Below are 21,828 nucleotides of genomic sequence, written 5' to 3'. Positions count from 1 at the left end.
TCGCGCGCCGCTACGAGGGCTCGATCGGCTCCTCGTCGAACGGCTCGCAGACGAGATAGACCTTCTTCCCGCTCGGATGGATCGCGAGCGTCGCGTAGCGCGGGCAGGCGAAGCACTCCCGCGCGTCCACCGTCGCCGCCCGCCGCGGGCAGCGCACCCTCCGTGGCTCGGTGCCACCCCCCTCGACCTCGATCCACACCAGCTTGTCCGATTCTTCCAGATGACAGGCCATGGCGACCTCCTCCCGCGGCCATCCGCCGATGAAAGGCGGTTTGCAATCATCGAGCCGGAAGACGTCGACCCGCGGCGCCGCCATGGCGAGCCGCCAGGACCGCACCCGGATCGCGCCTGTTGCCGTCGATTCCCATGCTTCTTCACGGCTCCTCACGCCGTCGCTCGGCGGCGGGGCGGGCTGCTGCTCCTCACCTCGGGTTCCGGGGCGCACGCCCTGCGCCGAGAGGCGCGCGGAATGCATCCGCGATGACACGAGGAACGGGCCGTGCCGCGCCGGCTGGCCCACGCCTCGGCGAAGCGCATGGCGCACCCCTTGCTGCGTCGTACGTGCTGCGGTGGAGGCCGCAGCGCTCTTCACAGGGGGTCGCGATGGCAGACTGGCTCGTCGTGCTGCTGGCGGCTGCTGGAGGCGTCGTGGCGTTGATCGTCGGGACGAGAAGCCTGCTCGCCCGGCGGCATTACCACACCTCGGAGACCACCCTGGTCTGTCCACGGACCGGGGCTCCCGTGCGGTGTCGACTTGTCGTCGACGGCCGCTCCGAGGAGCCCGTCGAGGTCGCACACTGCTCGCTTCTCCCCGGCGGGCGGCCCACGTGCGAGCAGGACTGTGTGAAGCTCCTGAACCTGGGCATCCGGCTCGCGCCCGTCGAGCCAGCGCGTCCACCACGAACGCACGAGCGCCCTGACGCGGGCGAGCCCGGCGCCGGCGAGGAGCCCGGCCCGCCCTCGCCCTGATGGGACCAGGGGCTCGTGGCGCGCAAGGCGTGCGCCGCCCCGCACTCCCTGCATCGCGCAGCGCGCCGGCCGGCCCGCCGCCGCCCGGGAGCCGTGATGGCATATCGCGTGCTGTCATGGCCGGAACCATGGCTTTCCAGATACCGAAGATGACGACCCGCTCCTCGGCCAACCTGCCGATCGCGATGGTCCTCCTGGGGACTGGCTCCCTGCTGTGGATCCGCGCCGCGCTGCGCACGCCGGGCGCGCTGGACATGACCCCCAGCGTCGACGGCTGCCTCACGGTGGGGATCGTCGGCGTGCTGCTCGCGTTGCTTCACGGCGTCACGTACCCGACAGCGCTCCTGTCGATCGCGGCCCCGATCGCCCTCGTGCAGCTCCTCGCCACCGGGGGTTCGGGCTCCGCTTTCCTGCCCGTGCTGGGGATCGAGCTCACCGCGCTCGGCCTCTTCGGCCTGCCGCTCTCCCGGCTGCCTCGCCGCCGCCCTGCTGCGACGGCGCCGGCCCGCTCGCTGAGCGCGGCGCACCCGTCGCCCTCGTGAGCAGCCAGCCGCTTGCGGGTTGATCGACGCGCCGCGGTGTCGCCGCGGCGAGGCTTACCAGGCGTCGCTCCGGCCCCGCGCGAGCGGGGCCTTCGCTTTCGCCGCGGATCAGAACTCGAACTTGTCGAACGAGTTCAGGTCCTTGCACGCGTCCACGAGGCGCGCCGCCACGCCCTTCTCGCCGAGGTGGAGCCAGCCGCGCGGGTCGATGTACTTCTTGTTGGGCTTGTCCTCGCCCTCGGGGTTGCCGAGCTGCGACTTCAGGTAGGCGCCCTTGTCGTCCATGTACTTCTTGATGGGCTGCGTGAAGGCCCACTGCGTGTCCGTGTCGATGTTCATCTTGATGACGCCGTAGGACACCGCCTCGCGGATCTCCTCGCGCGACGAGCCGGAGCCGCCGTGGAACACGAAGTCGACAGGCTTCGGGCCCGTCTTGCGCTCCTTCTGGATCGCGTCCTGGGAGTTCTTCAGGATGGGCGGCCGGAGCTGCACGTTGCCCGGCTTGTAGACGCCGTGCGTGTTGCCGAACGACGCAGCGATCGTGAAGTTGCCGATCGGCTTCAGCGCGTCGTACGCGGCGAGCACCTCCGCGGGCTGGGTGTACAGCTTGGAGTTGTCGATGCCGCTGTTGTCGACGCCGTCCTCCTCGCCGCCCGTGACGCCGAGCTCGATCTCGAGCGTCATCTTGAGCGCCGCCATCTGCCGCAGGTACTTCTGGCAGATCTCGAGGTTCTCGTGGAGCGGCTCCTCGGACAGATCGAGCATGTGAGAGGAGAACAGGGGCTCTCCGTTCTTCTCGAAGAATTTCTTGCCGTGCTCCAGCAGGCCGTCGATCCACGGCAGGAGCTTCTTCGCGGCGTGATCGGTGTGCAGGATGACCGGCACGCCGTAGGCCTCGGCCAGGTTCCGCACGTAGTGCGCGCCCGCGACGGCGCCCGCGATGGCGGCCTTCTCACCCTTGTTGTCGAGGAACTTGCCGCCGAAGAAGTGGGCGCCGCCGTTCGAGAACTGGATGATGATGGGGCACTTGGCCTCTCGGGCCGCCTGGAGCGCGGCGGTCGTGCTGTGCGAGCCGATCACGTTCACGGCCGGCAGCGCACACTCGACGCTCTTCATGTACTCGAACAGCTCCTGAAGAGCGGAGCCAGTGATCACGCCGGGCTTGAGCTTCATCTTGGACATGGCACCTTGAATCCTTGTTCCTTGCTCGGGTCTCGCCCGAGCATGCAACGCGGCGAAGGAAAGCGGAAGGGTGGATCGGATCCGCAGGGCGGGCGGGTCCGGGTACCATCGCCAAAGCCCAGGGAGCAAGCGGTTTCTCCGCTGGCTTCACGGTGGAATGATCACCCCACGGCGAGCTTGCCCTCGCCGAGCAGCCGCCCGGAGATCCGCATGCAGGCCTCACCCATGTCGCCCGAAGAGCTCCTCGCATCCCTCGCGGAGGCCGCGCAGGGCCTGCTGTTCCCCAGCGAGTCCGATCACGAGCTGCGCCCGTTCCGGTCGCGCGGGGACGCGTCCTCGCCGGCCGCGCTTCTCGCGGCCGAGGGCCTCGGCGCGGCGACGCCGGTCGAGGTCACGACGGCGGGCGACCTCTTCGCGCCCGTGATCGACGTGCCCGGGGACGCCGGCGACGCGGCGCTGGCCGAGGCGGGGCGGTACCGGCGGCTCGTGGACCTGCTGGAGCGCCACCTGACCGACGTCCGGGTCTACCGCGTCGGGCGCGTCGCGATCGATGTCTACGTCGTCGGCCGCCATCCGTCGGGCGCGTGGCTCGGCCTCGTGACGAAGGTCGTCGAGACCTGAGCGCGCCGCTCAGCGACCGCCGGCGGGCCCGTCGTCGACGCGCGCCTCCAGCGTCCGCTGCGTGGCCTCGGGGAGGGCGGTCATGAGGTCGTAGCCCGCGCGCCGCTCGATCTCGTCCACCGTCGTCCGGTACTGCCCCCAGCCCTGATCGAGGATGCCCGTCTCGTTCGGCATCACCACCGCGATGACCCGCGTCGCCGGGCCGATGTCGCCGGGCCCCTGCCCCGGCTCGAGGACCACGGCGACCTTGAAGAACGCGTCCGGCACGGCGACGTCCTTGCCGATGGTGGCGGCCGGTCGCTCGCGCTCGTCGAAGAGGCCGCCGGCGATCAGGAACAGCACCCGCCGCTCCTTCTGCGCGAGCTCCTGGCACGCCTCCTCGAGCCTCAGCCACGGACCGGCGTTGAGCTCGTGCCGCTGCGGCAGGATGTTCGTGAGGAGGAACGTCGCCTTGTTGTCGTCGGGGTTCCGCGTCCGCTCCTCGGAGCGGACCATGTGGCCTCGATCGAAGCCGGAGCCGGTGTAGTCGTCGTGCTGCACGCGGTACCAGCCGTCGGGCAGCGCGCTGTCGGCCAGGAATTTGCCCCGATGGCGGGGCGCGTCCCCGAACGACGCGGCGTCGAGCCGCCAGCCGACCCAGTTCGCCACGTTCCTGGAGCGGTTGTAGGAGAGGGCGTACTGGGGCTTGATCATCAGGTGATCGTCGGACGCGTCGGCCCGCGCGGCGCGCGCTCCCGTGCGGGCCGGGACGCCGAGCTCGAGATGCGGGCTCGGCGCGGGCGGGCGCGAGGAGGGCGCGTCCTTCGGCGGAGCGCCCTTCGGCGGCGAGGCGCTGCCGGATCGGCCGGGCGTCGGCGATGGCCTGGAGGGGCGGTCGCCGCCGAGGTCGAGGCCGAGCTCCTCGAGCACGCGCTCGAGGCCGCACTTGACCCCCACCGCGCTGAGCCCGGTCACGAGGAGCGCGACGAGCACGCGCGAACCCCAGGACTTCTGTTGTCGCTTCCTGTTCGAGCCCACGTCGACGCTGCCAGTTATCTACGGCAGGGACGGCGCGGTCGTCCAGCGCGACCTCGGCGAGGCGAGCAGCGCTCGGCCCGAAAGGCGCGTCGGTACGTTTTGCTTGAGCGTGCCGCCGCGACTCTCCATGGTTTCCGGAGCGCCGATGGAGGAGCCGGAGCACAGCGATCTGCGACGCCGGACGACGCGCGGCTCCGCGGCCGTCGCGGTGGCCGCGGCGACCGGCGCCCTCGTGGCCTTCACCGACGGCGAGGCCACGGCGGCTCCCGCGCAGGAGCAGGCCCCTGCGGCGCCCGCGGCGGCCACGCAGGGCGCCCGGGTCACGATGCCGTCGCCGCTCGGCCCCACCGAACCGCCTTACCCGCCCGGCGGCGTCGGCGATGCGACCGTGGTCGCCCGTATCACGGTGTACGCGGACGGCACCGTGGGCGCGGTCGAGGTGGAGGGCGAGGAGCCGTTCGCGAGCGCGGCCGCGCGCGCGGCGCCGTCGTGGCGGTTCGAGCCCGCCCGGCGCGACGGGCGGCCCATCGGCGCGCGCATCCTGTTCCCCGTGAAGTTCCGCGATCCTCGCGCCGCGACGCCGGCCGCGCCTCCTGCGGCGCCCGCCGGGCCCGCGCCGCCCCGCGGGAGCGTCGCGGCGGTGCCGCCCTCACCGCCGGCTGCCGCGCAGGCCATCGACGTGGTGGTGGTGGGCGAACGCGCGGCGCCGATGACGACCTCGATGACGCGCGAGGAGGTTCGCCAGGTGCCCGGCGCGTTCGGCGATCCTTTCCGCGCGATCGAGGCGATGCCCGGCGTGACGCCCATCGCGTCCGGCGTGCCGTACTTCTTCGTGCGCGGCGCGCCGCCGGGCAACGTCGGCTACTTCATCGACGGCGTGCGCGTCCCGCTGCTCTATCACGTGGCGCTCGGCCCCAGCGTGATCCACCCGGCGCTCGTCGAGCGGGTCGATCTCTACCCCGGCGGCTTCCCGGCGCGCTTCGGGCGCTACACCGGCGGCGTCATCGCCGGCGAGACCCGGGAGCCGGCGCGCCTGCTCCACGGCGAGGCCAACCTCCGGCTCTTCGACGCGGGCGCCCTGGTCGAGGCGCCGTGGGCCGACGGCCGCGGCACCGCGCTCGTCGGCGGGCGCTACGCGTACCCGGGCGCGCTGCTCGCGCTCTTCTCGCCCGGCATCGAGCTCGGCTACTGGGACTACCAGGCGCGCGTCACCTACGACGCCTCGCCGTACGACCGGGTCGGCCTCTTCGCCTTCGGATCGCACGACTACCTCGCCCAGATCGAGGACGACGGCGACACGGACGTGGTGCTCGCCGGCGACTTCCACCGGCTCGACCTCCGCTACGACAGGTTCTTCGCGCGCGGCGGCCGCCTCCGGCACGCGATCACGCTCGGCCACGAGGAGAGCGAGAACCAGGACGGGGAGCGGGCCGGGCGCGCCCGCCTCCTCGGCGCGCGCGTGGAGCTGTCCGCGCCGGTCTCCGACCGGCTGACGGTGCGCGCCGGCGCCGACGCACAGCTGGAGCGGTTCGACATCGACATCCGCGAGAACGACGGCGACTTCCCGACCCGGAACGACAGGGCGCTCGCGCGCCTCTTCACGAGCCGGGAGGACCTCGCCGCGGGGCTCTGGGCCGACGTCGTCGTCCGCGCCGCGCCCGGGTTCGAGGTGGTCCCAGGCCTGCGCGGCGACCTCTTCGCGTCCGGCGGCGCGACGAGGGCCACGGTGGATCCGCGGCTCGCGACGCGGCTGCAAGCGACCCCGCGCGTCGCCCTGCTGAGCGCCTTCGGCGTGACCCACCAGCCGCCGAGCTTCCTCGGCGCGGTGCCCGGCCTGCAGGTGGGCAGCCTGCGCGGCGGCGTGCAGACGGGGCTGCTGGCGAGCGCCGGCGTCGAGCTCCGCCTCCCCGGGGAGATCAAGGCCACGATCACCGGGTTCCGGAGCGGCTTCTTCGACCTGAGCGACGCCCTCGGCAACCGGCCTCCCGGCACCGACGCTGGCCTCGCGCAGCGGGCCGAGCTGCGCGGCGACGGCAGCACCCATGGGCTGGAGATCCACGCCCACCGCAGCCTGTCGAAGCGCATCGGAGGGTTCGTGTCCTACACCCTCTCCCGCTCCGTCCGCCATGTCGGCCGGGAGAGCTTCGACTCGGCGTTCGACCGCCGCCATGTGCTCAACATGGCGGCCGCGGTCGACGTGGGCCGCGGCTGGAAGCTCGGGGGCAGGGCGGTGTTCTACAGCGGCATTCCCATGACGGTCGATTATGACCTCTGGGACAACGACGGCGTCGACGGGCAGCGCCCGGATGGCAACGACGACCGCCCCGACACGGAGCAGGACATCCGGCGCCGCGAGCAGCTGCGCGAGCGGATCGCCCAGGTGGTCCGCCGGCTGAGCCTGCCGGAGCGGCTGCCGGCGTTCTTCCGGCTGGACCTGCGGCTCGAGAAGCGGTGGATCCTCCGCGAAGGACGGACCCTCTCGCTCACGGTCGAGGTGCTCAACGCCACCGCAGGAAAAGAGACGCTGCAATACGAGTGCTCGCTCCTGCGCGGATGCGAGCCGGAGACGCTCGGACCCATCATCCTACCGAGCATCGGCGCCGAAGCGACCTTCTGAGCGGCATTGACGTCATCGCGCCACGAGCAGCGCTCGCGTTCACCAGGGGCGCCGCGGCTGCGCGCCCGCGCCGCGCCGAGGATCGCCGGGAGCACCCGCGGGGGCGCGATCGCCCGTGCACCTGCGAGCACAGTGCAGCAGAGCCACAAAAATCCCATATCGATTCATCAAACGACTTCCGTGCCGCGATGGCGTCTCCTGGCCATGACGTCCGGCAAGAGCGATAAAGCACGGGGAGATTTGTTCGCCAGCACAGAAGTCGTCGCGATGACGCCTTCCCTGGCACATGTGCCGGGACCGGCAGCCGGCGTCACCCCCCGTGCAAATCATTGCGGCATCACGCAAAGACTCGTGCAGCGTCCACTCCTGACGACGGGCCGCGAGGGTCCGCGCGAGCCCACGGTCAACGCGCTGGATACCAATCAGCGCTCCGGAATGGCGGGGAACGGCGGCGCGGGCGGAGATCGTGCGCTATCCTGTTGACGTAGACGCTTTCTGGTCCAATGTTTGCGAACATGGCGTGGCGGCGCTGGAGCTGAGAGACCACGGGATATCGCACCGCGATAGACGTTGCCTCACCTCCAATCACCTGCCGTAACCATGAGGGTCAATTCATGAACTTGTATTATCGCGCACTCAGCACGGTACTCTTCTCGGCGACGCTCGCGGCCGCCGCGCTCTCTTCGGGCGATGCCGAGGCGTCGTCGTCGAGGCAGCCCACCAAGGTCGAGCGCCTGGTGTTCCCGGTGACCCTCTCCGACGGCAACACGTACGACGTCGTCGGCTACCTCTACTATCAGGGTCACGCCAAGTACCGCCCCCTTCAGGTGCTCGTCCACGGCCTGACCTACACGCACGAGTACTGGGATCTCCCGTCGTTCGGCGGACACGATTACTCCTATGCCCGGCACATGGCGAAGGAGGGATACGCCGTCCTGGCGCTCGACATGCTCGGGGCCGGAGAGAGCGGCCGGCCCGACGGCGACTCCCTCGACCTGGCCCAGACCGCCGACAGCGTCCATCAGATCATCACCGAGATGCGCACGCCGGGCGGCGTCTACAGGACGCCTTTCACGCGCGTCGCGCTCGTCGGTCACTCGAACGGCGCCATCATCAACACGTTCGTTCAGAGCACCTACAATGACGCCGATGTCCTCGTGAACACCGGTCTGGCCTTCACGCCGCACCCGATCCCGGTCCCCCCGGAGGGGATCTCCTCGCTGCTGCAGACGCCCTATATCGCGATCCCGCCGGAGATGCGCACCGCCATCTTCTACGACACCGCGAACGCGAACCCGGCGCTCATCGATCTTGACAACGCCACCATCGCCGACACGTTCACGCGCGGGCAGTTCCTGAGCCTCCTCGCCGTCTCCGAGGACCCGACGCTCGCCGGCATCGACGAGGTGACGAGCCCGGTGTTCATCCAGTTCGGGGAGACCGACGCGCTGCAGCCGGCGTCGTACGCGGACTCCGACGCGGCGCTCTATGCCAGCGCCGAGAGCGTCACGACCGCGATCGTCCCCGACACGGGCCATATCCTGAACGCCCATTACCGCGCGCGGGTCGGCTGGCAGCAGATCGACTGCTGGGTCCACCACAACATGGGCTGGTAGGGCGCGATCGGAGCCTCGGGCAGCGCCGCCTGCCCGGACCGCCGCGGCCGGCGGCCGCCGCCCTCCCTCGGCCGGGCGGCGGCGCGCAGGCTTGGCGGCCGCTGTCCGGAGCCTATGCTGCCCCCATGCGCGAACAGCTCGCCAAGACGCTCGGGGAGGTCTTCTGGACCGATCTCCGCACCCATACAGTGCGCGACGCGGTCATCGTCGTCGCCGCCGATCTCGATCTCCTGGACGTCGGCGAGGCCATGGCCGCGAACGACACGGCCGCGGTGGAGGCCTGGATCGCGGCCGGCAAGCTGACCAAGCCGACGGCCGCCGATCTCGCGCGCTGGCCGCAGCAGCACGATCTGCGCTTCCTGTCGCTCGTGGTCGCGCCGTTCGTGCTGATCCGCCGGCCGCCCTCGCCGCCGCCCTCTTGAGGCGCGCCGCCGGCGCGACGTGATATCGTCGCCCGCATGCGCCGGTTCGAGTTCGTGCAGGGGACGAGCGCCAAGTTCTGGATGGCCGACGTGGACGACACGACCTTCATCGTCGTCTACGGGCGGCTGGGGACCGCCGGGCAACGCAAGGAGAAGGCGTTCCCCACGGCGGAGGCCGCGCAGCGCGAGTGCGACAAGAAGATCGCGGAGAAGCTCAGGGAGGGCTACCAGGAAGTGGCCGCCGCCGGGGGCGGCGCGCCGGCCGGCGGCGCCCCCGCAGCCGGCGCCGGAGCGGCCGCGCCCCCGCAGCCGCCGAAGCTCGATCTGCCGCCGCGCGTCCAGCCCGGCGAGGCCACCGAGGCGCGGCGCAAGGCGGCCGTCCACGCGCTCGCCGCGGTCTCGGCCGCGCGCGGCCGGCGGAGCTGGGTGCTCGGGCGCGCCGTCCGACGCGCCCGCCGGGCGCTCGAGTCGCTCGGCGGGCTCGATCCCGCGACCGACGGGGCGCTGTCCGCCGCGCTGGACGCGCTCCTGGACCGCGTCGTCGCGCCGAGCGCGCGCGATCGCCTGCCGCTCGTGCGCGCGATCGAGCTGCTCTCGGAGCTCGACGCCGCGGCGTTCGCGCGCGCGGTGCGCGACACCTGGAAGGCCCCGCCAGCGACCTCTCCTGCCGCCGGAGCGCTCGCCCTCCTGAAGCGGCAGCTCGAGGAGCTCGACGATCCCGAGCTCGGCCTCAGGCTCGGCGTCCTGCTCGTGGATCGGCCACACCACGGCTCGATGAGCGCCGAGGCCGGGTGGGCGCGCCGCTGGAAGGCGCTCTCGCCGCACCTCGAGGCGCACCTCGCCCACCGCGGGCGCTCGCTGAAGGACCTCCTCGCGAGCATCGACGCGGGCGGCGACCCGCACGTCGCCGAGCGGGTCGCGCGGATGCGCGCGGCGTGAGCTGCTCGGCCTGAGCTGCGCTGACTGAGCTGCGCGGCCTGAGCTGCGCGTCCGGCGCGCCTCGAGGCAACGCTCCGGGCGCCGCGCGGCACCCCCGGCATCCGCGAACACGCCCCACCCACAGGCGCACACCGCGGGGAAGCGACGACGCTTCCGTCATCGTCAGATCGACTCTGGCTTGACCTGCACCGCGGGGCTCGCGATTCTCCCAGGCCATCCCGCCGCGGGAGGGCGCCTTGACGAGCTCACCGAATCCGATCGACATCGCGAACGTCAAGCAGCTCGCCACGAGCGGCTCACCTACCCTGGCCGAGGTCGTCGAGACGTACCTCGGGCAGCCGGATCCCAAACCGGAGACGCCGCCGCGCGAGGGGGCGCTCACCTTCGCGGCGTTCCTGCAGCTGCTCTCGCGCGCTCAGGGCATGCGCTCCCCCGAGCAGCGGCGAGAGCAGTCGACCGACGCGTGGAAGCGCTTCCTCGCCCAGGTCGACGCCGCGCCGCCGCCGCGGCTCGAGCTCGCGGACCTGCTCGTGCGCATCTACGAGGAGGGCACGGACGCAGGGCGCAGCGCGCTGCGCGACATCGCCACGAGCGCGCCGCTGGTCTTCGGCGCGTGGGGCGGGCTCAAGCGCATCTACAAGCTGGCCGAGGCGCGGCTCGACGCGGAGCTCTTCGGCGCGCTCGCCTTCCGCTTCGACGTCGAGCTCTCCCGCAGCCGGCGGCGCGAGGTCTCCAAGGGGACGTTGATCTACATGCGCCGCCGCGCGTGGCGCTTCCTGCGCGAGCTCGGCCGGAGCACGCCGGAGCTCTACCCGCAGTTCGCGGTCGAGGTCCTCCGCCACTACGCGCCGGGCACGGGCTTCAGCGACCTCTGGGTCGCGAACCACATCTGGGCGCACGGCACGGGCAAGTACGACGGGCGCTCGTTCCACGGCAACGTCCCGCCGAGCGACTTGGTGAAGCACCGCGCCTTCGACGAGGCGTGGAAGCGATCGCCCGATCCGCTGATGCTCCTGCTCTCGGCCTGCCAGGCCGATCCGCCGGCCAAGTTCGCGATCCAGGGGCTCAAGAAGGACTTCGCCGACACCCTGCGGAGCGTCACGCCCGCGTGGCTTTCGCGCCTCGCGTACCGGCCGCTCGCGAGCGCGCACGAGTTCCTGATCGAGACGCTGCTCGGCTCGCCGGAGCTCCACCAGAGCAAGCTGCGAGGCCTCGGGCTGCACGACGCGGCGCTCGCGCTGCTCGGCTCCCCGAGCCCGAAGGCGCGCACGTTCGCGATCGAGTATGCCCGGGCGCACGCGACGGACCTCGACCCGGAGCGCCTCGCCGCGCTGCTCGCCTCCGAGCACAAGGACACGCGCGCCTTCGCGGCGTCGGCGCTCCAGGGCAAGAGCCCGCGCGCGCTCGGCCACGCGTTCCTGGGGCGGCTGCTCACGCACAGCGAGACCGAGGCGTGGGCCAGCAAGGCCCTGAGCGAGAGCTTCGACCGCGCCGAGCTGCCCGAGGGCTTCCTCGTCGACATGCTCTACGGCGAGTCCGAGCAGAAGAAGTGGGCCGCCGCGTACTTCAAGGCCAAGTACCGGCCCGGCGAGCCCGGGGCGGGCTTCTGGGTGCGCGTTCTCGACGATCCGCGCCACGAGGACGACTACCAGGCGACGAAGTCCGCGCTCGACGCGCTCGGCAAGTACCCGATCGCGGCGATCGGGACGCCGTGGCTGCTCGGCGCGCTCACGCGCAAGCGCCTCGGGTCCACGGTCGCGACCTGGCTCCAGAAGGCCGACGCCCTGCCCGACCTGACGGCCGAGGGCGTCGAGCGCCTGAAGGGGCTCGTCTTCAGCGCCGAGACGCGCGCGGTCGCGCTGGAGGTGCTCGGCAACCCGAAGATCGTGTCGCCGCGGCAGCTCACGCTGCCCTGGCTGCTCGCGCTCGCGCGGCGCGCGGATCCGACGCTGAACGGCTTCGCGCGCCGCTACCTCCTCTCGCACATGAAGCCGCAGGACTTCGACGCGGGGCAGGACGCGAGCGGCCGCGGCGACCGCGAGGCGGGCACGGCGAGGCTGTTCGCGCTCGCGCTCGGCGAGAAGGAGCCCGAGCCGATGCGGGCGTTCGCGCAGACGTACCTGCGCTGCCACCACCCGGTCCTCGGGCCCGAGCAGAGCGAGGCCAAGGAGCTCGAGCTGAAGCCGGCGCTCAAGCGAGGCGCGTTCACCGCCGAGCGCATCTGGCCCGCGCTCTCCGACAAGCGGGACGACGTCCGGCGCTTCGCCGCGCTCATCACGCGCGCCGAGCTCCGGGCCTGGGGCTACCAGACCCGCGTCTACGAGCTCGCGCACAGCGACGCGAAGGAGGTGCGCAACATCGCCTTCGACGCGCTCCGCAAGGTCGGCGACCCGTCGGCCGACCCGGCGATCGCGCTCACGCCGGAGGAGCTCGATCCGGCGCAGGTCTTCGCGCTCACGGAGAGCCTGAAGAAGAGCGCGCGCGAGCTCGGCCTCTCGCTCATCCTGAAGCACTACGCGCGGCTCGGCGGCCCGGAGCGCCTCGGCTGGCTGATGCAGAGCGCCGACCGCGAGGTGCGCCTCTTCGCCGTGCGGATGCTCTGGGAGAAGCACCGGCCGCGCGATCTGCCGCCGGGCTGGCGGCCGCGCGGTGCGCGCGGAGACGACGCGCGCACCGCGGCGGAGCTGCCCGAGGACGCCGGGCGGTTCGCGGACGTCGAGGCGCTCCGGCGCTTCCTGCGGTACGTGCTGTCCGGGATCCCCGCGGGGCGGTCGCCGGAGCCGGGCGACGACGCGGGCTCGCGCAGGCGCCTCTCGGCGAGCGAGGCCAAGCGGCACGTGATCGAGGTCGTGCGCGATCTCGCGGTCGAGGACGCGGCGTTCGCGGCGCTCGTCGCCCCCGTCATCGCCGAGTTCACCGGGTCGATCGCGAAGGGCGAGTGGCAGGCGTGCCTGGCGGCGCTCCTGCGGCTCAGGCACGCGCACCCAGGGCTCGAGATCGAAGGCCTCGGAGCGGCCGGCGAAGGCCGGGCGCTCCCCGGCGTCGGACAGGAGACCGCATGAGCCACGCGATCGGCCATTACGAGAAGGTCCGCGCGCTCGCGATCGGCCCGCGGCTCCTCGCGGTCGGCGGCGTGCGCGCGCCGGCGCCGGGCGAGGCGCGCGGGACGCAGACCACGCCATCCGCCGCCAGCGCGAGCCAGGTGACGCTGTTCGATCACGTGGCGAACAAGCCGGTGCGCTCGATCGACGTTCCCGCGCACGTGCTGGGCCTCGCCTTCGCGGGCGACCTGCTCGCGGCGGCGTGCTCCGACGGGGCGCTGCGCCTCGTCGCGGGCGGCGCGGCCGACGTGCGGGCGATCGACGCGCACCCGGGCGGCGCCACGGCGATCGCCGCGGCGCCTTCCGGCGCGCGCCTCGCGACCGTGGGGGTCGACGGCGCGCTGCGGGTGTTTCGCGTCGGCGAGGCCGCCGGCTCCCCTGCCCCGCAGCCCGGCGCCGCGGTCGAGATCTCGTCGTTCGCGCTCTCGGCGGCGCCGCTGCGCGCCGTCGCCTTCGATCCCGCCGGCGAGCTCTGCGCGGCGGCAGGCGACGACGGCATCGTCCGCGTGGTCACGCTGTCGACGGGCGCCGTCCGCGCCATGCCGGGCCACGACGGGCCGGTCACGGCGCTCGCGTTCACGCCGCGCGACGGGCGGCTGGCGTCGGGCGGCGACGACGGCACCGTGCGCCTCTGGTACCTCGTCGGCGACGTCGAGTGCGAGGTGCGCGGCGCGGACGGGAGCGGTCACGCGGGCGGCGTCCGCGCGCTCCTGTGCCTGCCCACCCCGCCGCCGCAGGAAGACGGCAAGGAGAGCGGCGACCGCCTGCTGTCCGCAGGCGCGGACGGCGCGATCCGCATCCACCGGCTCGAGGACAAACGCAAGCCGCGTACGCTGGAGACGAGCGCGCTGCCGCTCCACGCGCTGGCGCTCGCGCCGGCCGCCGCGCGCAAAGGCGCGCGCGGGCAGGCGGGCCGCGGCGGCGCGGACGCGAAGGACGGGCTCGGCGCCGTCTTCGCCGCAGGGGACCGGCGCACGGTATGGCGCTTCCCGATCGACGCCGCCGGCGCGCCCGCGGACGGCACCGCCGAGCTCGCGCACGGCTTCGATGTCCTCGCCCAGGCGCTCTCGGGCGCGCGGCCGGCCCGCGAGAGCGCCGTCAAGACGCTCGCCTCGCTCGACGAGCCCGAGGCGCTCGAGGCCGCGCTCTCCGCGCTCCGATCGGACCGCGACGCCGAGGTGCGCGCGCTCGCCGCCCGCGAGCTCGGGGCGAAAGGGCGCCGCGGCGCGCGCGCGAAGCTGCGCGAGGCGCTCGACGACGAGAGCCCGAACGTCCGCATGGCCGCGCTCGAGGCGCTCCGCGCGATCGAGCGCGACACGCCGCTCGCCCCGCTCCGGGCGGCGCTCGATGCCCGCGCCGCGGACGTGCAGCGCCGGGCGCTCCTCGAGCTCGGGAAGCTCTATGGCAGCTCGCCGCTCATCCCGGGGCTCATCGCCGAGAAGCTCGCCGGCCGCGACGCGTCGGTGCGGCTCACGGCGCTCGACCAGCTCCAGCAGATCCACCCGGACGGCCCGCAGCCGCTCCGCGCCGCCTTCGAGCGCGGCCCGGCCGACCTCCGGGTCGAGGCGCTCATCCGGGCGGCGCTCGCCGGCTGGCTCTCGGCGCCGGAGTTCGCGCCGATCGCGGCGCGCGCGCTCGACGACGAGGACGCCGAGGTGCGCCGCATCGCGTTCGCGGCGAAGGTGATCGAGCGGCGCGCGCTCGCCCACGCGCTCGAGGCGCGCGACGAGGATCTCGGCCGCGCGGCGATCGACATCGCGCGGCGCGCGGCCGAGGTCCTGCGGCGCGCCGGCGCGGGCGGCGCGGAGAAGCCCGCGGCGAACGCGAAGGATGGGGCGAAGGACGGCGCGAAGGCGGCCGATGAGGCGGCCATCAAGGCGGCGCGCGCCCGGATCCCCGGCGTGGGCAGCCCGGGGACCGAGCCCGCCGAGGCCGACCTCGAGCCGCTGCTCACCGCGATGGCGTGCCGCACCCCGGACACGGCGGTGCGGGGGGCGCGCGGCCTCGCGCAGCTCGGCGACACGCGCGCCCTCGGCGCGCTGCTGCAGCTCACGCGCGAGCAGGACCCGTCGCTGCGACGGCAGGCGGCGACCGCGCTCGCCGAGCTCCGGGACACCCGCGCCGAGAAGCGCCTCATCTGGATGCTCGACGACGCGGACGGTGCGGTGCGCGCCGCGGCGCACGACGCCTACGCGCGGCTCCAGCCGTCGGCCCCGCTCACCGTCGCCGAGGCGTCGCTCCGCTCGTCGCAGGAGGACATCCGCGTCCGCGGGCTCGACCGGCTCGTGGCGCTCGCCGGCGAGGGCAAGGGACCGAGGCCGCCCGAGGCCGAGGCGCTGCTCGCCGACGCGATCGAGGACGAGTCGCCCAAGGTCCGCCGCGAGGCGTTCCGGACGCTCTGGTCGTGGCACGCCTCGGATCCGCAGACGGCGCTCGACCGCGCCCAGCTCGCGCGCTTCCCCGATCTGCGCCTGCGCGCCGTCGAGGAGCTCAAGGCGCACGGCGAGCAGCCGTGGGCTGCGGAGCGGCTGCACGCGGCCATCGGCGACCGCGACGCGAGCGTGGCCCAGGCCGCGTACGACGCCGTCGTCAAGCTGCGCGGCAAGGAGGCCGCGGAGCCGCACCTCGCCGCGATGGCGTCGATCCACCCCTCGGTCCGGGAGAGCGGCGCGCGCGGGGCCGCGCACATGCCGGCGGGCGACGACGCGCGCAACGCCCTGCTCCGGCTGCTCGCCACGCGCGTGCCGGTGGGCGAGGCCGCGCGCAGCGCCCTGAGCAAGCTGCTCGAGGACGAGCACGCGGGGCCGCGCATCGCCGCGATCGAGGCGCTCGACAAGCTCCTTCCGGGCGAGGCGGGGCCGCTCCACATCGGCCTCCAGTCGAGCCACCTCGACCTCCGGGTGCGCGCGGCCGAGCTCTGCGCCGTCCGGCGCGACGAGCAGCTGATCAACCCGATGCGGGCGCTCCTCGCCGATCAGTCCCTCTTCAAACAGATGCCGATCCAGGTCCTCGGCCCGCTGCGCGCGCGCGCCGCGACCGCGCTGGCGACGCTGGGATCGCCGCGCCTCGTCAAGTACTTCGCCACCGAGCTGCTCAAGGACGAGTACCCCGACGTGCGCGAGCAGGCCGCGCGCGGGCTCGCGATGGCCGCCCGCCGCGGCGAGGAGGGCTACCTGCTCGACGCCATGGGCCACGCCGACGTCGCGGTGCGGTCGTGGGCCGCCGACGGGCTCGCGCGGCTCGGCGACGTGCGTGCGCTGCCGGTGCTCACGGGCACGCTGCGCCACGAGCACCCGCCCATCCGCGTCGCGACGATCATGTCGTTCGCGGCGCTCGGGCCCGAGGGCTACGGCGGCATGCTGCAGGGCCTCGAGGACAGCTCGCGCGAGGTCCAGGAGATCGTCTTCGCGATCGTGCTCGCGCGCGACCTCAGGGCCTTCCGCCGCGGCGACCCGCCGGACCTCCTGACGAGCGCGCTCTCGTCGCAGCGCTCCGACGTGCGGTTCGCCGCGGCGCGCGCGCTGGAGCTCCGCACCGATCCGGAGCTGTACCTCGCCCACCTCATCGAGGCGCTGATGCCCCCGCGCCCCGACACGGCGGAGCAGGGCCGCGCGGCCGACGGCGAGAAGCCCGCCGGCACGAAGGACTGGCCGCCCGAGGTCGCGCGCGGGCGCATCCTGGTCGGCCTCGCCGAGGCGCTCGCCAGCGACGACCCGCAGCAGCGCTACGCGGCCGCGCAGGTGCTGCGCATCCGGCGCAAGCCGGTCGAGTACTTCCGCGAGGCGAAGCGCGTGGCCGCGCTGCGCCCCGCGGGCGCCCACGTCGTGGCGGACACGACCCCGCGCGCCGCGGAGGAGAGCGACACGAAGCCCGCGAAGGGGTGGCTCCGCCGCCTCTTCGCGCAGCCCGAGCCGAGCGGGCAGAGCGGCCAGAAGCAGAGCGACAAGCCGGCCGGCGACGCGGTCCCGGAGGGCGAGCAGCGGCGGCTGCGCTGGCTCGCGTTCGGCGCGTACATGGGCCTCCTCCGGCAGGTCTCGGCGGGCGACGACGAGGCGCACCGCACGCGCCGCGACGCCATCGATCGCATCGTCGACGTCTGCGCCAGGGGGCACGTCAGCAGCACGGCGGCGGTCCCGCCGCTCGTCCGGGCGCTCGACGACCCGCACCACCTCGTGCGCAAGGCGGCGTTCGCGGGGCTCAAGGCGCTCTTCCCGGCGGGGGCGGGCGAGCCGCTCGCGCTCGGGCTCGCGTCGGCGTCGGCCGACGTGGCGCGGACCGCGCTCGACGAGATCGCCGCGCGGGGCGGCGACGCCCGCCCCGAGATCGTGCGTGCGCTCAGCTCCGCGCTGCCCGACGTGCGCCGCTACGCCTTCGAGCTCCTGGAGCGGCTCTCTCCGAAGGGCAGCCTCGATCCGCTCCTCGCGGCGCTCGGCAGCGAGCACGCCGACCTCCGCCTCGGCGTGCTCGAGCGCCTCGCGTCGTCGAGCGATCCGCGCATCGTGCCCGCCCTGTGCCGCGCGATGGAGAGCGATCACGACGACCTGCGCCTGCGCGCCGCGGAGCTCCTCGCCCGCAGCCGCGACGATCGCGCGGTCGACGTGCTCTCGGCGTTCCTGCGCGAGGGCGCGGCCGCGCCTTCGGCGCGCGCCCGCAAGGCGCTCGTCGCGCTCGCGAGCGACGCGGCGGTGCGGGCGCTCGCGGCGCGCATGGATGAGGCCGCCACGCCGGCGGACCGCGCCGCGCTGGCAGGCGCGCTCGGGAGCACGCGGAACCCCGCGGCCACCGCCCCGCTCTCGGCGCGCTTCGACGACGAGGCGGCCGAGGTCCGGAGCGCCGCGCTCAAGGCGTGCCTCGAGATCGTCGACAAGGGGCGCGAGCGCGAGAAGCGCGAGACGGCGCTCGCGCTCGCCTTCCTCGCCGCCGCCGCGCGCGCGAAGGACCCGGCGCTCCGCCTCGCCGCGGCGCGCGAGCTCGATCTCGGCGACGATCCCGCGCAGAACGACCTTTTGGTCGCGCTCTTCGCGGATCGCGATCTCCCCACGCGCGTCGCGGCCGTGACGTCCTACGCGAAGCGCGTCAAGGGCGATCGACAGGAGCGCGCGCCCTCGGGGCCGCTCGAGGCCGTGCTGCGCGCGGGCGCGCGCGAGCTCGTGCTGCCCGCCGCGGAGGGGGTGGCCGAGCGGGGCCTCGCGGCGGCGCTCCGGCCGCTCCTCCTCGTCGTGCGCGCGGGCGAGCCCGGGGAGCGGGAGCGCGCGCTGCTCGCGCTCGGCACGCTCGGCGACGCCCGCGCGCTGGAAGAGCTCGAGGCGGTGGCCGCCGGCGGCACCAAGGAAGCGGCAGTCAACGCGGGTCGGGGGTCGGCGTCCGCCGCCCCCTCCGTCGAGCCGAGCATGCAGGCCGCCGCCACGGAGGCGCTCGGCCGCATCGCCCCGAAGCTCGGGAGCGCCGAGCTCCGCAAGCGCGCCTCGGAGCGCGTCGAGCAGGCGCTCCACGCGGACTCCATCGATCTCCGCGAGTCGGCGGCGAAGGGCGTGCGCTGGATCGGCGGCGAGCGCGCCCGCGTGCTGCTCGAGGAGCTCGTGCGCGCCGGCGATACGCCCGACAGGCTCCGCGTCGTCGCGGTGAACGAGCTCGGCCTGCTCGGCGACAGCGCGGCCGAGCCCGCGCTCGCCCGCGCGCTCGACGCGCGGAGCAGCGAGGTCCGCAAGAACGCGCGCAAGGCGCTGGAGAAGCTCTTCCCTGGCGAGCGGACGCGCGTCGAGCTCCTCGCCGTCGGGAGCGAGCACGACGACATCGCGGGCCCGGCGGCGAGCTACCTCGCCGCGGAGGCCGACCCGGCCGAGCTCTTGCCCCGGCTCGCGGCGCTCAAGGACGAGGACCTGCGGCAGCGCCTCGCCATGGGCCTGCTCCGCCGCGGCGCGCTGCCTGTGGCCGCGCTCCTGCGCATGCTCGAGGACGAGCGCGCCCCGGCGCGGCAGGAGGCCGCGCGGCTCATCGCCGCCGGCACCGTGGCCGGCGATCGCGGGGCCCTCGCGGGCGCGCTCGCCGCCGCGGCGCGGCGCACCGCGGAGCGCTGGTCGGCCGCGCACGGCGACGAGCGCAGCGCCGAGGCCGCGGCGTGGCGCGAGCTGCTCTGGGCCGCGGGGCGCGCCGGCGCGACCGCGATGGCGCCCGCGCTGCGCGCGCTCCTCTCGAACGACAGCGCCCCCGGCGAGATCCGCCGCGAGGCCGCGCGCGCCCTCGGCGCGCTCGAGTCGGCCGCGAGGTCCGCAGGGGCCGCGCCGCCCGCGGGCGCCGTGGAGGCGCTCACGGCGGCCCTCAAGGACATGGACGCCGGCGTCCGGGCCTCGGCGTCGGCCGCGCTCGCCGCGCTCGCGCCGGACGGCTCGGCCGCGATCGCCGTGGCGGTGAGGCCGTTCGACCCGGTCGCCTTCGGGCCGACCGCGCGCGTCGCCTCGCCCGAGGCGCTCGCGGCGCTCGCCGCGACCGAGCCGGGCCGGCGCCTCGCGCTGCCGTCGATCCTCGCGCGCCACGACGCCGCCGCGCTCGCCCCGCTGATCTCGCTCGCGCAGGGCAGCGGCGGCGACGCCTCCGCGCGCCTCGACGCCATCGCGGCGCTCGGCCGCGCCGGCGGCGAGCGCGCGCTCGAGGCGCTCGCCGCGCTCGCCTTCGACAAGGAGAAGGCCAAAGAGAAGGCCGACGTCGCCGTCCGCAAGGCCGCGTACCGAGCGTACCGCCGCGCGAAGCGCAAGGCGGCGGATCCCCGCGCGGCGCGGCTCGCGGCCGCGCGCTCGTCCAGAGAGCCCGAGACCCCCGAAGGAGTCAACGCATGACGGCCGCACTCGCCCGCCCGATCCTCCTCCGGTACGCCGCGCCGAGCGAGCTCGCCGCCGCCCCGCTCCACACGAGCGTGCGCCTCTCCCTCGACGGCGCCCGCGGCCCGGTCGGCGTGCGCGGCACCGTCCGCGACGCGGCGCTCTTCCGCGACGCGATGGCCGCGCTGGCGACCATCCTGGAGAGCGATCTCCGGTACAAGGGCCGGGATCGGACCGCGTACCTCGCCTACCTGATGAAGCAGGGCAAGAAGGCGACGGCGGCCATCTGGGAGGCGCAGAAGGCGTTCCTGGAGGGCGCCTTCCCCGACGACGCGGCGGCCCAGGGCGACGGCTCCGCGGCGAAGCCGAGGGCCTCCGGCGCGCTCGATCCCGTGCTCACGGTGCACCCGGACGAGGTCTCGATCGAGGTCTTCTCGCGCGACGAGAGCGCCTACGCCCGGCTCGCCTTCTCCAGCGACCTCTTCGAGGGCCGCGAGGCGGCCCACGGCACCGCCTTCGTCGATCTCTCGCCGCGCATCGTCGAGCAGATCGATCGCCTGCGCGCCTACGCCAAGGTGGAGCTCGACGCAGGCGCGGCGCGCGGAGACGCCGCGGCGGCGCGCGCCACGCCGATCGAGCGCTCGCTCGAGGTCCCGACGACCTGGCTTCGCGGCTTCCTGCAGGTGCAGTCGGCGGCGACGCTCCCCGCGGTCTCCTGCGAGCTCGCGCCGATCGATCTCTACAACGCGCTGTTCGTGCTCCGCACCCGCAAGGCCAAGAAGCCGCCCCGAGGCCTCCGCTTCGAGCTCGTCGCCGGCAAGCCGCCGCGCCTCATCCTGGAGCCCTGGGAGATCTTGATCGAGGGCCACGGCCCTCCGTACGAGGGCCCGCCGCGCGTGGTCCGGACCTTCGGCCGGCAGCGGCTGCTCGCGCTGTCGCGGCTCCTGCCGCACGTGCAGCGCGTGCGCGCCGAGCTCCGGGGCCCCGGGCTGCCGGTCTTCTGGGTGCTCGATCTGGGCCGCGCGACGCTGACGATCGCGCTCACGGGCTGGACCGACAGCAGCTGGGCCAGCGCCGCCTCGTTCGACGCCCTGATGCCTCGCGAGGGGAAAGGCGGCGACAAGGCGCGCGCGGCGCTCGACGCGCTCGCGGGCAGGCAGCTCGCCCTCCTCCGCGAGCGGGGGCCGCTCCCGCTCGCGTCGCTCGCGGCCGGCGGCGGCGCCGAGGACGCCCGCGCGGCGCTCCAGCTCGAGTGCCTGCGCGGCCGGGTGCTCTACGACGTCGCGCGCCGCGTCTACCGCCCGCGCGAGCTGTTCGCCGATCCGGTGGACGAGCGCGACATCCGCTACAGCTCGCCCCGCGAGGCCGCGGCCCACCGCCTGCTCGGCGCGCCCGGCGCGGTGAGGCCGACCAAGGTGCACGAGATCGCCGGCGAGGGCACCGAGATCCACGGAGAGGTCGCGGACCGGGAGGCGCACCGCGACTTCGCGCCGCGGTTCACGATGGATCTCGAGGGCCGCGTCTCCGACGCGTGGTGCAGCTGCCCCACGTTCCGCCGGAGCGGCCTCCGCGAAGGTCCGTGCGAGCACATGATCGCGCTCCGCGTCGCCTACGCCCGCGAGCGCGCCGAGCGGGACGCCCTGCGCCAGACGGCCGAGGGGCGGTCGCTCATCCGCGCCGAGACGCGCACGTACGTGCGCCGCGAGGCCTCGGGCGCGGAGGTCGTCTACCGTGTCTCCCTGGACGACCGCGTAGTACACCTGTCGTGGGGGGCGCGCGCCGAAGCGCCTCGACACCAGCGCATTTGGTTTGACACGGACGGCGAAGCGCGCGACGCGTATTTCAAGAGACTGGATGCATTGACGTCCTCCGGGTTCGTGGACGCCGACGCGTCGTCAGCATGAGAAAGGAAAGGAGGTCAAGAAAAAGAGATTGTTCGTGTTGCCAGGAGAGGTTCTGAACGCACCAGCCTCCACGCCTCGAGCGT

13 protein-coding genes are annotated in these 21,828 nt (G+C 74.3%); 10 read left to right on the top strand and 3 right to left on the bottom strand.

Features of this window, described 5'->3' with window-relative positions; genetic code table 11:
* Positions 1-10: 10 nt before the first annotated feature.
* The gene (locus WMF39_RS10405; RefSeq protein ID WP_437745380.1) at positions 11-232 is read right to left on the bottom strand and encodes a hypothetical protein; all 222 of its coding nucleotides are present in this window, start codon (positions 230-232) and stop codon (positions 11-13) included.
* Positions 233-603: 371 nt separating this feature from the next.
* Between WMF39_RS10405 and WMF39_RS10400 the strand changes: the two genes are divergently transcribed.
* Together WMF39_RS10400 and WMF39_RS10395 are read left to right on the top strand one after the other, a co-directional pair.
* On the top strand, positions 604-969 hold the full coding sequence (locus WMF39_RS10400; RefSeq protein WP_437745379.1) for a hypothetical protein: 366 nt from the start codon (positions 604-606) through the stop codon (positions 967-969).
* A 128-nt stretch (positions 970-1,097) separates the two neighbouring features.
* On the top strand, positions 1,098-1,511 hold the full coding sequence (locus WMF39_RS10395) for a hypothetical protein (RefSeq protein ID WP_437745378.1): 414 nt from the start codon (positions 1,098-1,100) through the stop codon (positions 1,509-1,511).
* Between the two features lie 108 nt (positions 1,512-1,619).
* Here WMF39_RS10395 and fbaA read toward each other — a convergent pair whose 3' ends face one another.
* The gene (gene fbaA, locus WMF39_RS10390) at positions 1,620-2,693 is read right to left on the bottom strand and encodes a class II fructose-bisphosphate aldolase (RefSeq protein ID WP_437551623.1); all 1,074 of its coding nucleotides are present in this window, start codon (positions 2,691-2,693) and stop codon (positions 1,620-1,622) included.
* 210 nt (positions 2,694-2,903) lie between these two features.
* On the opposite strand from fbaA, the gene WMF39_RS10385 reads away from it, so the two are divergent.
* Positions 2,904-3,314 (top strand): nuclease A inhibitor family protein, encoded by a 411-nt coding sequence (locus tag WMF39_RS10385; protein WP_437745377.1) that lies wholly within the window; start codon positions 2,904-2,906, stop codon positions 3,312-3,314.
* 9 nt (positions 3,315-3,323) lie between these two features.
* On the opposite strand, the gene WMF39_RS10380 is transcribed toward WMF39_RS10385, so the two are convergent.
* Positions 3,324-4,331, bottom strand: coding sequence for a DNA/RNA non-specific endonuclease (locus WMF39_RS10380; protein ID WP_437745376.1), 1,008 nt, complete (start codon positions 4,329-4,331; stop codon positions 3,324-3,326).
* A gap of 145 nt (positions 4,332-4,476) precedes the next feature.
* On the opposite strand from WMF39_RS10380, the gene WMF39_RS10375 reads away from it, so the two are divergent.
* The 7 genes from WMF39_RS10375 to WMF39_RS10345 all read left to right on the top strand — a co-directional run bounded on the left by WMF39_RS10375 (position 4,477) and on the right by WMF39_RS10345 (position 21,745).
* The gene (locus tag WMF39_RS10375; protein WP_437745375.1) at positions 4,477-6,948 is read left to right on the top strand and encodes a TonB-dependent receptor plug domain-containing protein; all 2,472 of its coding nucleotides are present in this window, start codon (positions 4,477-4,479) and stop codon (positions 6,946-6,948) included.
* 614 nt (positions 6,949-7,562) lie between these two features.
* Positions 7,563-8,564, top strand: coding sequence for an alpha/beta hydrolase (locus tag WMF39_RS10370; protein ID WP_437745374.1), 1,002 nt, complete (start codon positions 7,563-7,565; stop codon positions 8,562-8,564).
* 125 nt (positions 8,565-8,689) lie between these two features.
* Positions 8,690-8,986 carry a DUF2288 domain-containing protein gene (locus WMF39_RS10365; RefSeq protein WP_437745373.1) on the top strand — a complete coding sequence of 99 codons (297 nt, stop codon included), beginning with the start codon at positions 8,690-8,692 and terminating at the stop codon, positions 8,984-8,986.
* A gap of 36 nt (positions 8,987-9,022) precedes the next feature.
* Complete coding sequence (locus WMF39_RS10360; RefSeq protein ID WP_437745372.1) at positions 9,023-9,925, top strand: WGR domain-containing protein; 903 nt, start codon at positions 9,023-9,025, stop codon at positions 9,923-9,925.
* Positions 9,926-10,161: 236 nt separating this feature from the next.
* Complete coding sequence (locus WMF39_RS10355) at positions 10,162-12,987, top strand: hypothetical protein (RefSeq protein ID WP_437745371.1); 2,826 nt, start codon at positions 10,162-10,164, stop codon at positions 12,985-12,987.
* Positions 12,984-19,859 (top strand): HEAT repeat domain-containing protein, encoded by a 6,876-nt coding sequence (locus WMF39_RS10350; protein WP_437745370.1) that lies wholly within the window; start codon positions 12,984-12,986, stop codon positions 19,857-19,859. Before WMF39_RS10355 ends, WMF39_RS10350 begins: the two co-directional genes overlap by 4 nt.
* On the top strand, positions 19,856-21,745 hold the full coding sequence (locus tag WMF39_RS10345) for an SWIM zinc finger family protein (RefSeq protein WP_437745369.1): 1,890 nt from the start codon (positions 19,856-19,858) through the stop codon (positions 21,743-21,745). Before WMF39_RS10350 ends, WMF39_RS10345 begins: the two co-directional genes overlap by 4 nt.
* Positions 21,746-21,828: the final 83 nt, after the last annotated feature.

The sequence above is a fragment of the Sorangium sp. So ce1504 genome (assembly GCF_051521635.1).
Classification (GTDB): domain Bacteria; phylum Myxococcota_A; class Polyangia; order Polyangiales; family Polyangiaceae; genus Sorangium; species Sorangium cellulosum_B.
This window is presented reverse-complemented; position numbering and strand designations above follow the sequence as displayed.

Bases quoted from the DNA above. Each gene is read 5' to 3' on its own strand.
- WMF39_RS10405 (WP_437745380.1), bottom strand. From the start codon at position 232: ATGGCCTGTCATCTGGAAGAATCGGACAAGCTGGTGTGGATCGAGGTC.
- WMF39_RS10400 (WP_437745379.1), top strand. From the start codon at position 604: ATGGCAGACTGGCTCGTCGTGCTGCTGGCGGCTGCTGGAGGCGTCGTG.
- WMF39_RS10395 (WP_437745378.1), top strand. From the start codon at position 1,098: ATGGCTTTCCAGATACCGAAGATGACGACCCGCTCCTCGGCCAACCTG.
- fbaA (WP_437551623.1), bottom strand. From the start codon at position 2,693: ATGTCCAAGATGAAGCTCAAGCCCGGCGTGATCACTGGCTCCGCTCTT.
- WMF39_RS10385 (WP_437745377.1), top strand. From the start codon at position 2,904: ATGCAGGCCTCACCCATGTCGCCCGAAGAGCTCCTCGCATCCCTCGCG.
- WMF39_RS10375 (WP_437745375.1), top strand. From the start codon at position 4,477: ATGGAGGAGCCGGAGCACAGCGATCTGCGACGCCGGACGACGCGCGGC.
- WMF39_RS10370 (WP_437745374.1), top strand. From the start codon at position 7,563: ATGAACTTGTATTATCGCGCACTCAGCACGGTACTCTTCTCGGCGACG.
- WMF39_RS10365 (WP_437745373.1), top strand. From the start codon at position 8,690: ATGCGCGAACAGCTCGCCAAGACGCTCGGGGAGGTCTTCTGGACCGAT.
- WMF39_RS10360 (WP_437745372.1), top strand. From the start codon at position 9,023: ATGCGCCGGTTCGAGTTCGTGCAGGGGACGAGCGCCAAGTTCTGGATG.
- WMF39_RS10350 (WP_437745370.1), top strand. From the start codon at position 12,984: ATGAGCCACGCGATCGGCCATTACGAGAAGGTCCGCGCGCTCGCGATC.
- WMF39_RS10345 (WP_437745369.1), top strand. From the start codon at position 19,856: ATGACGGCCGCACTCGCCCGCCCGATCCTCCTCCGGTACGCCGCGCCG.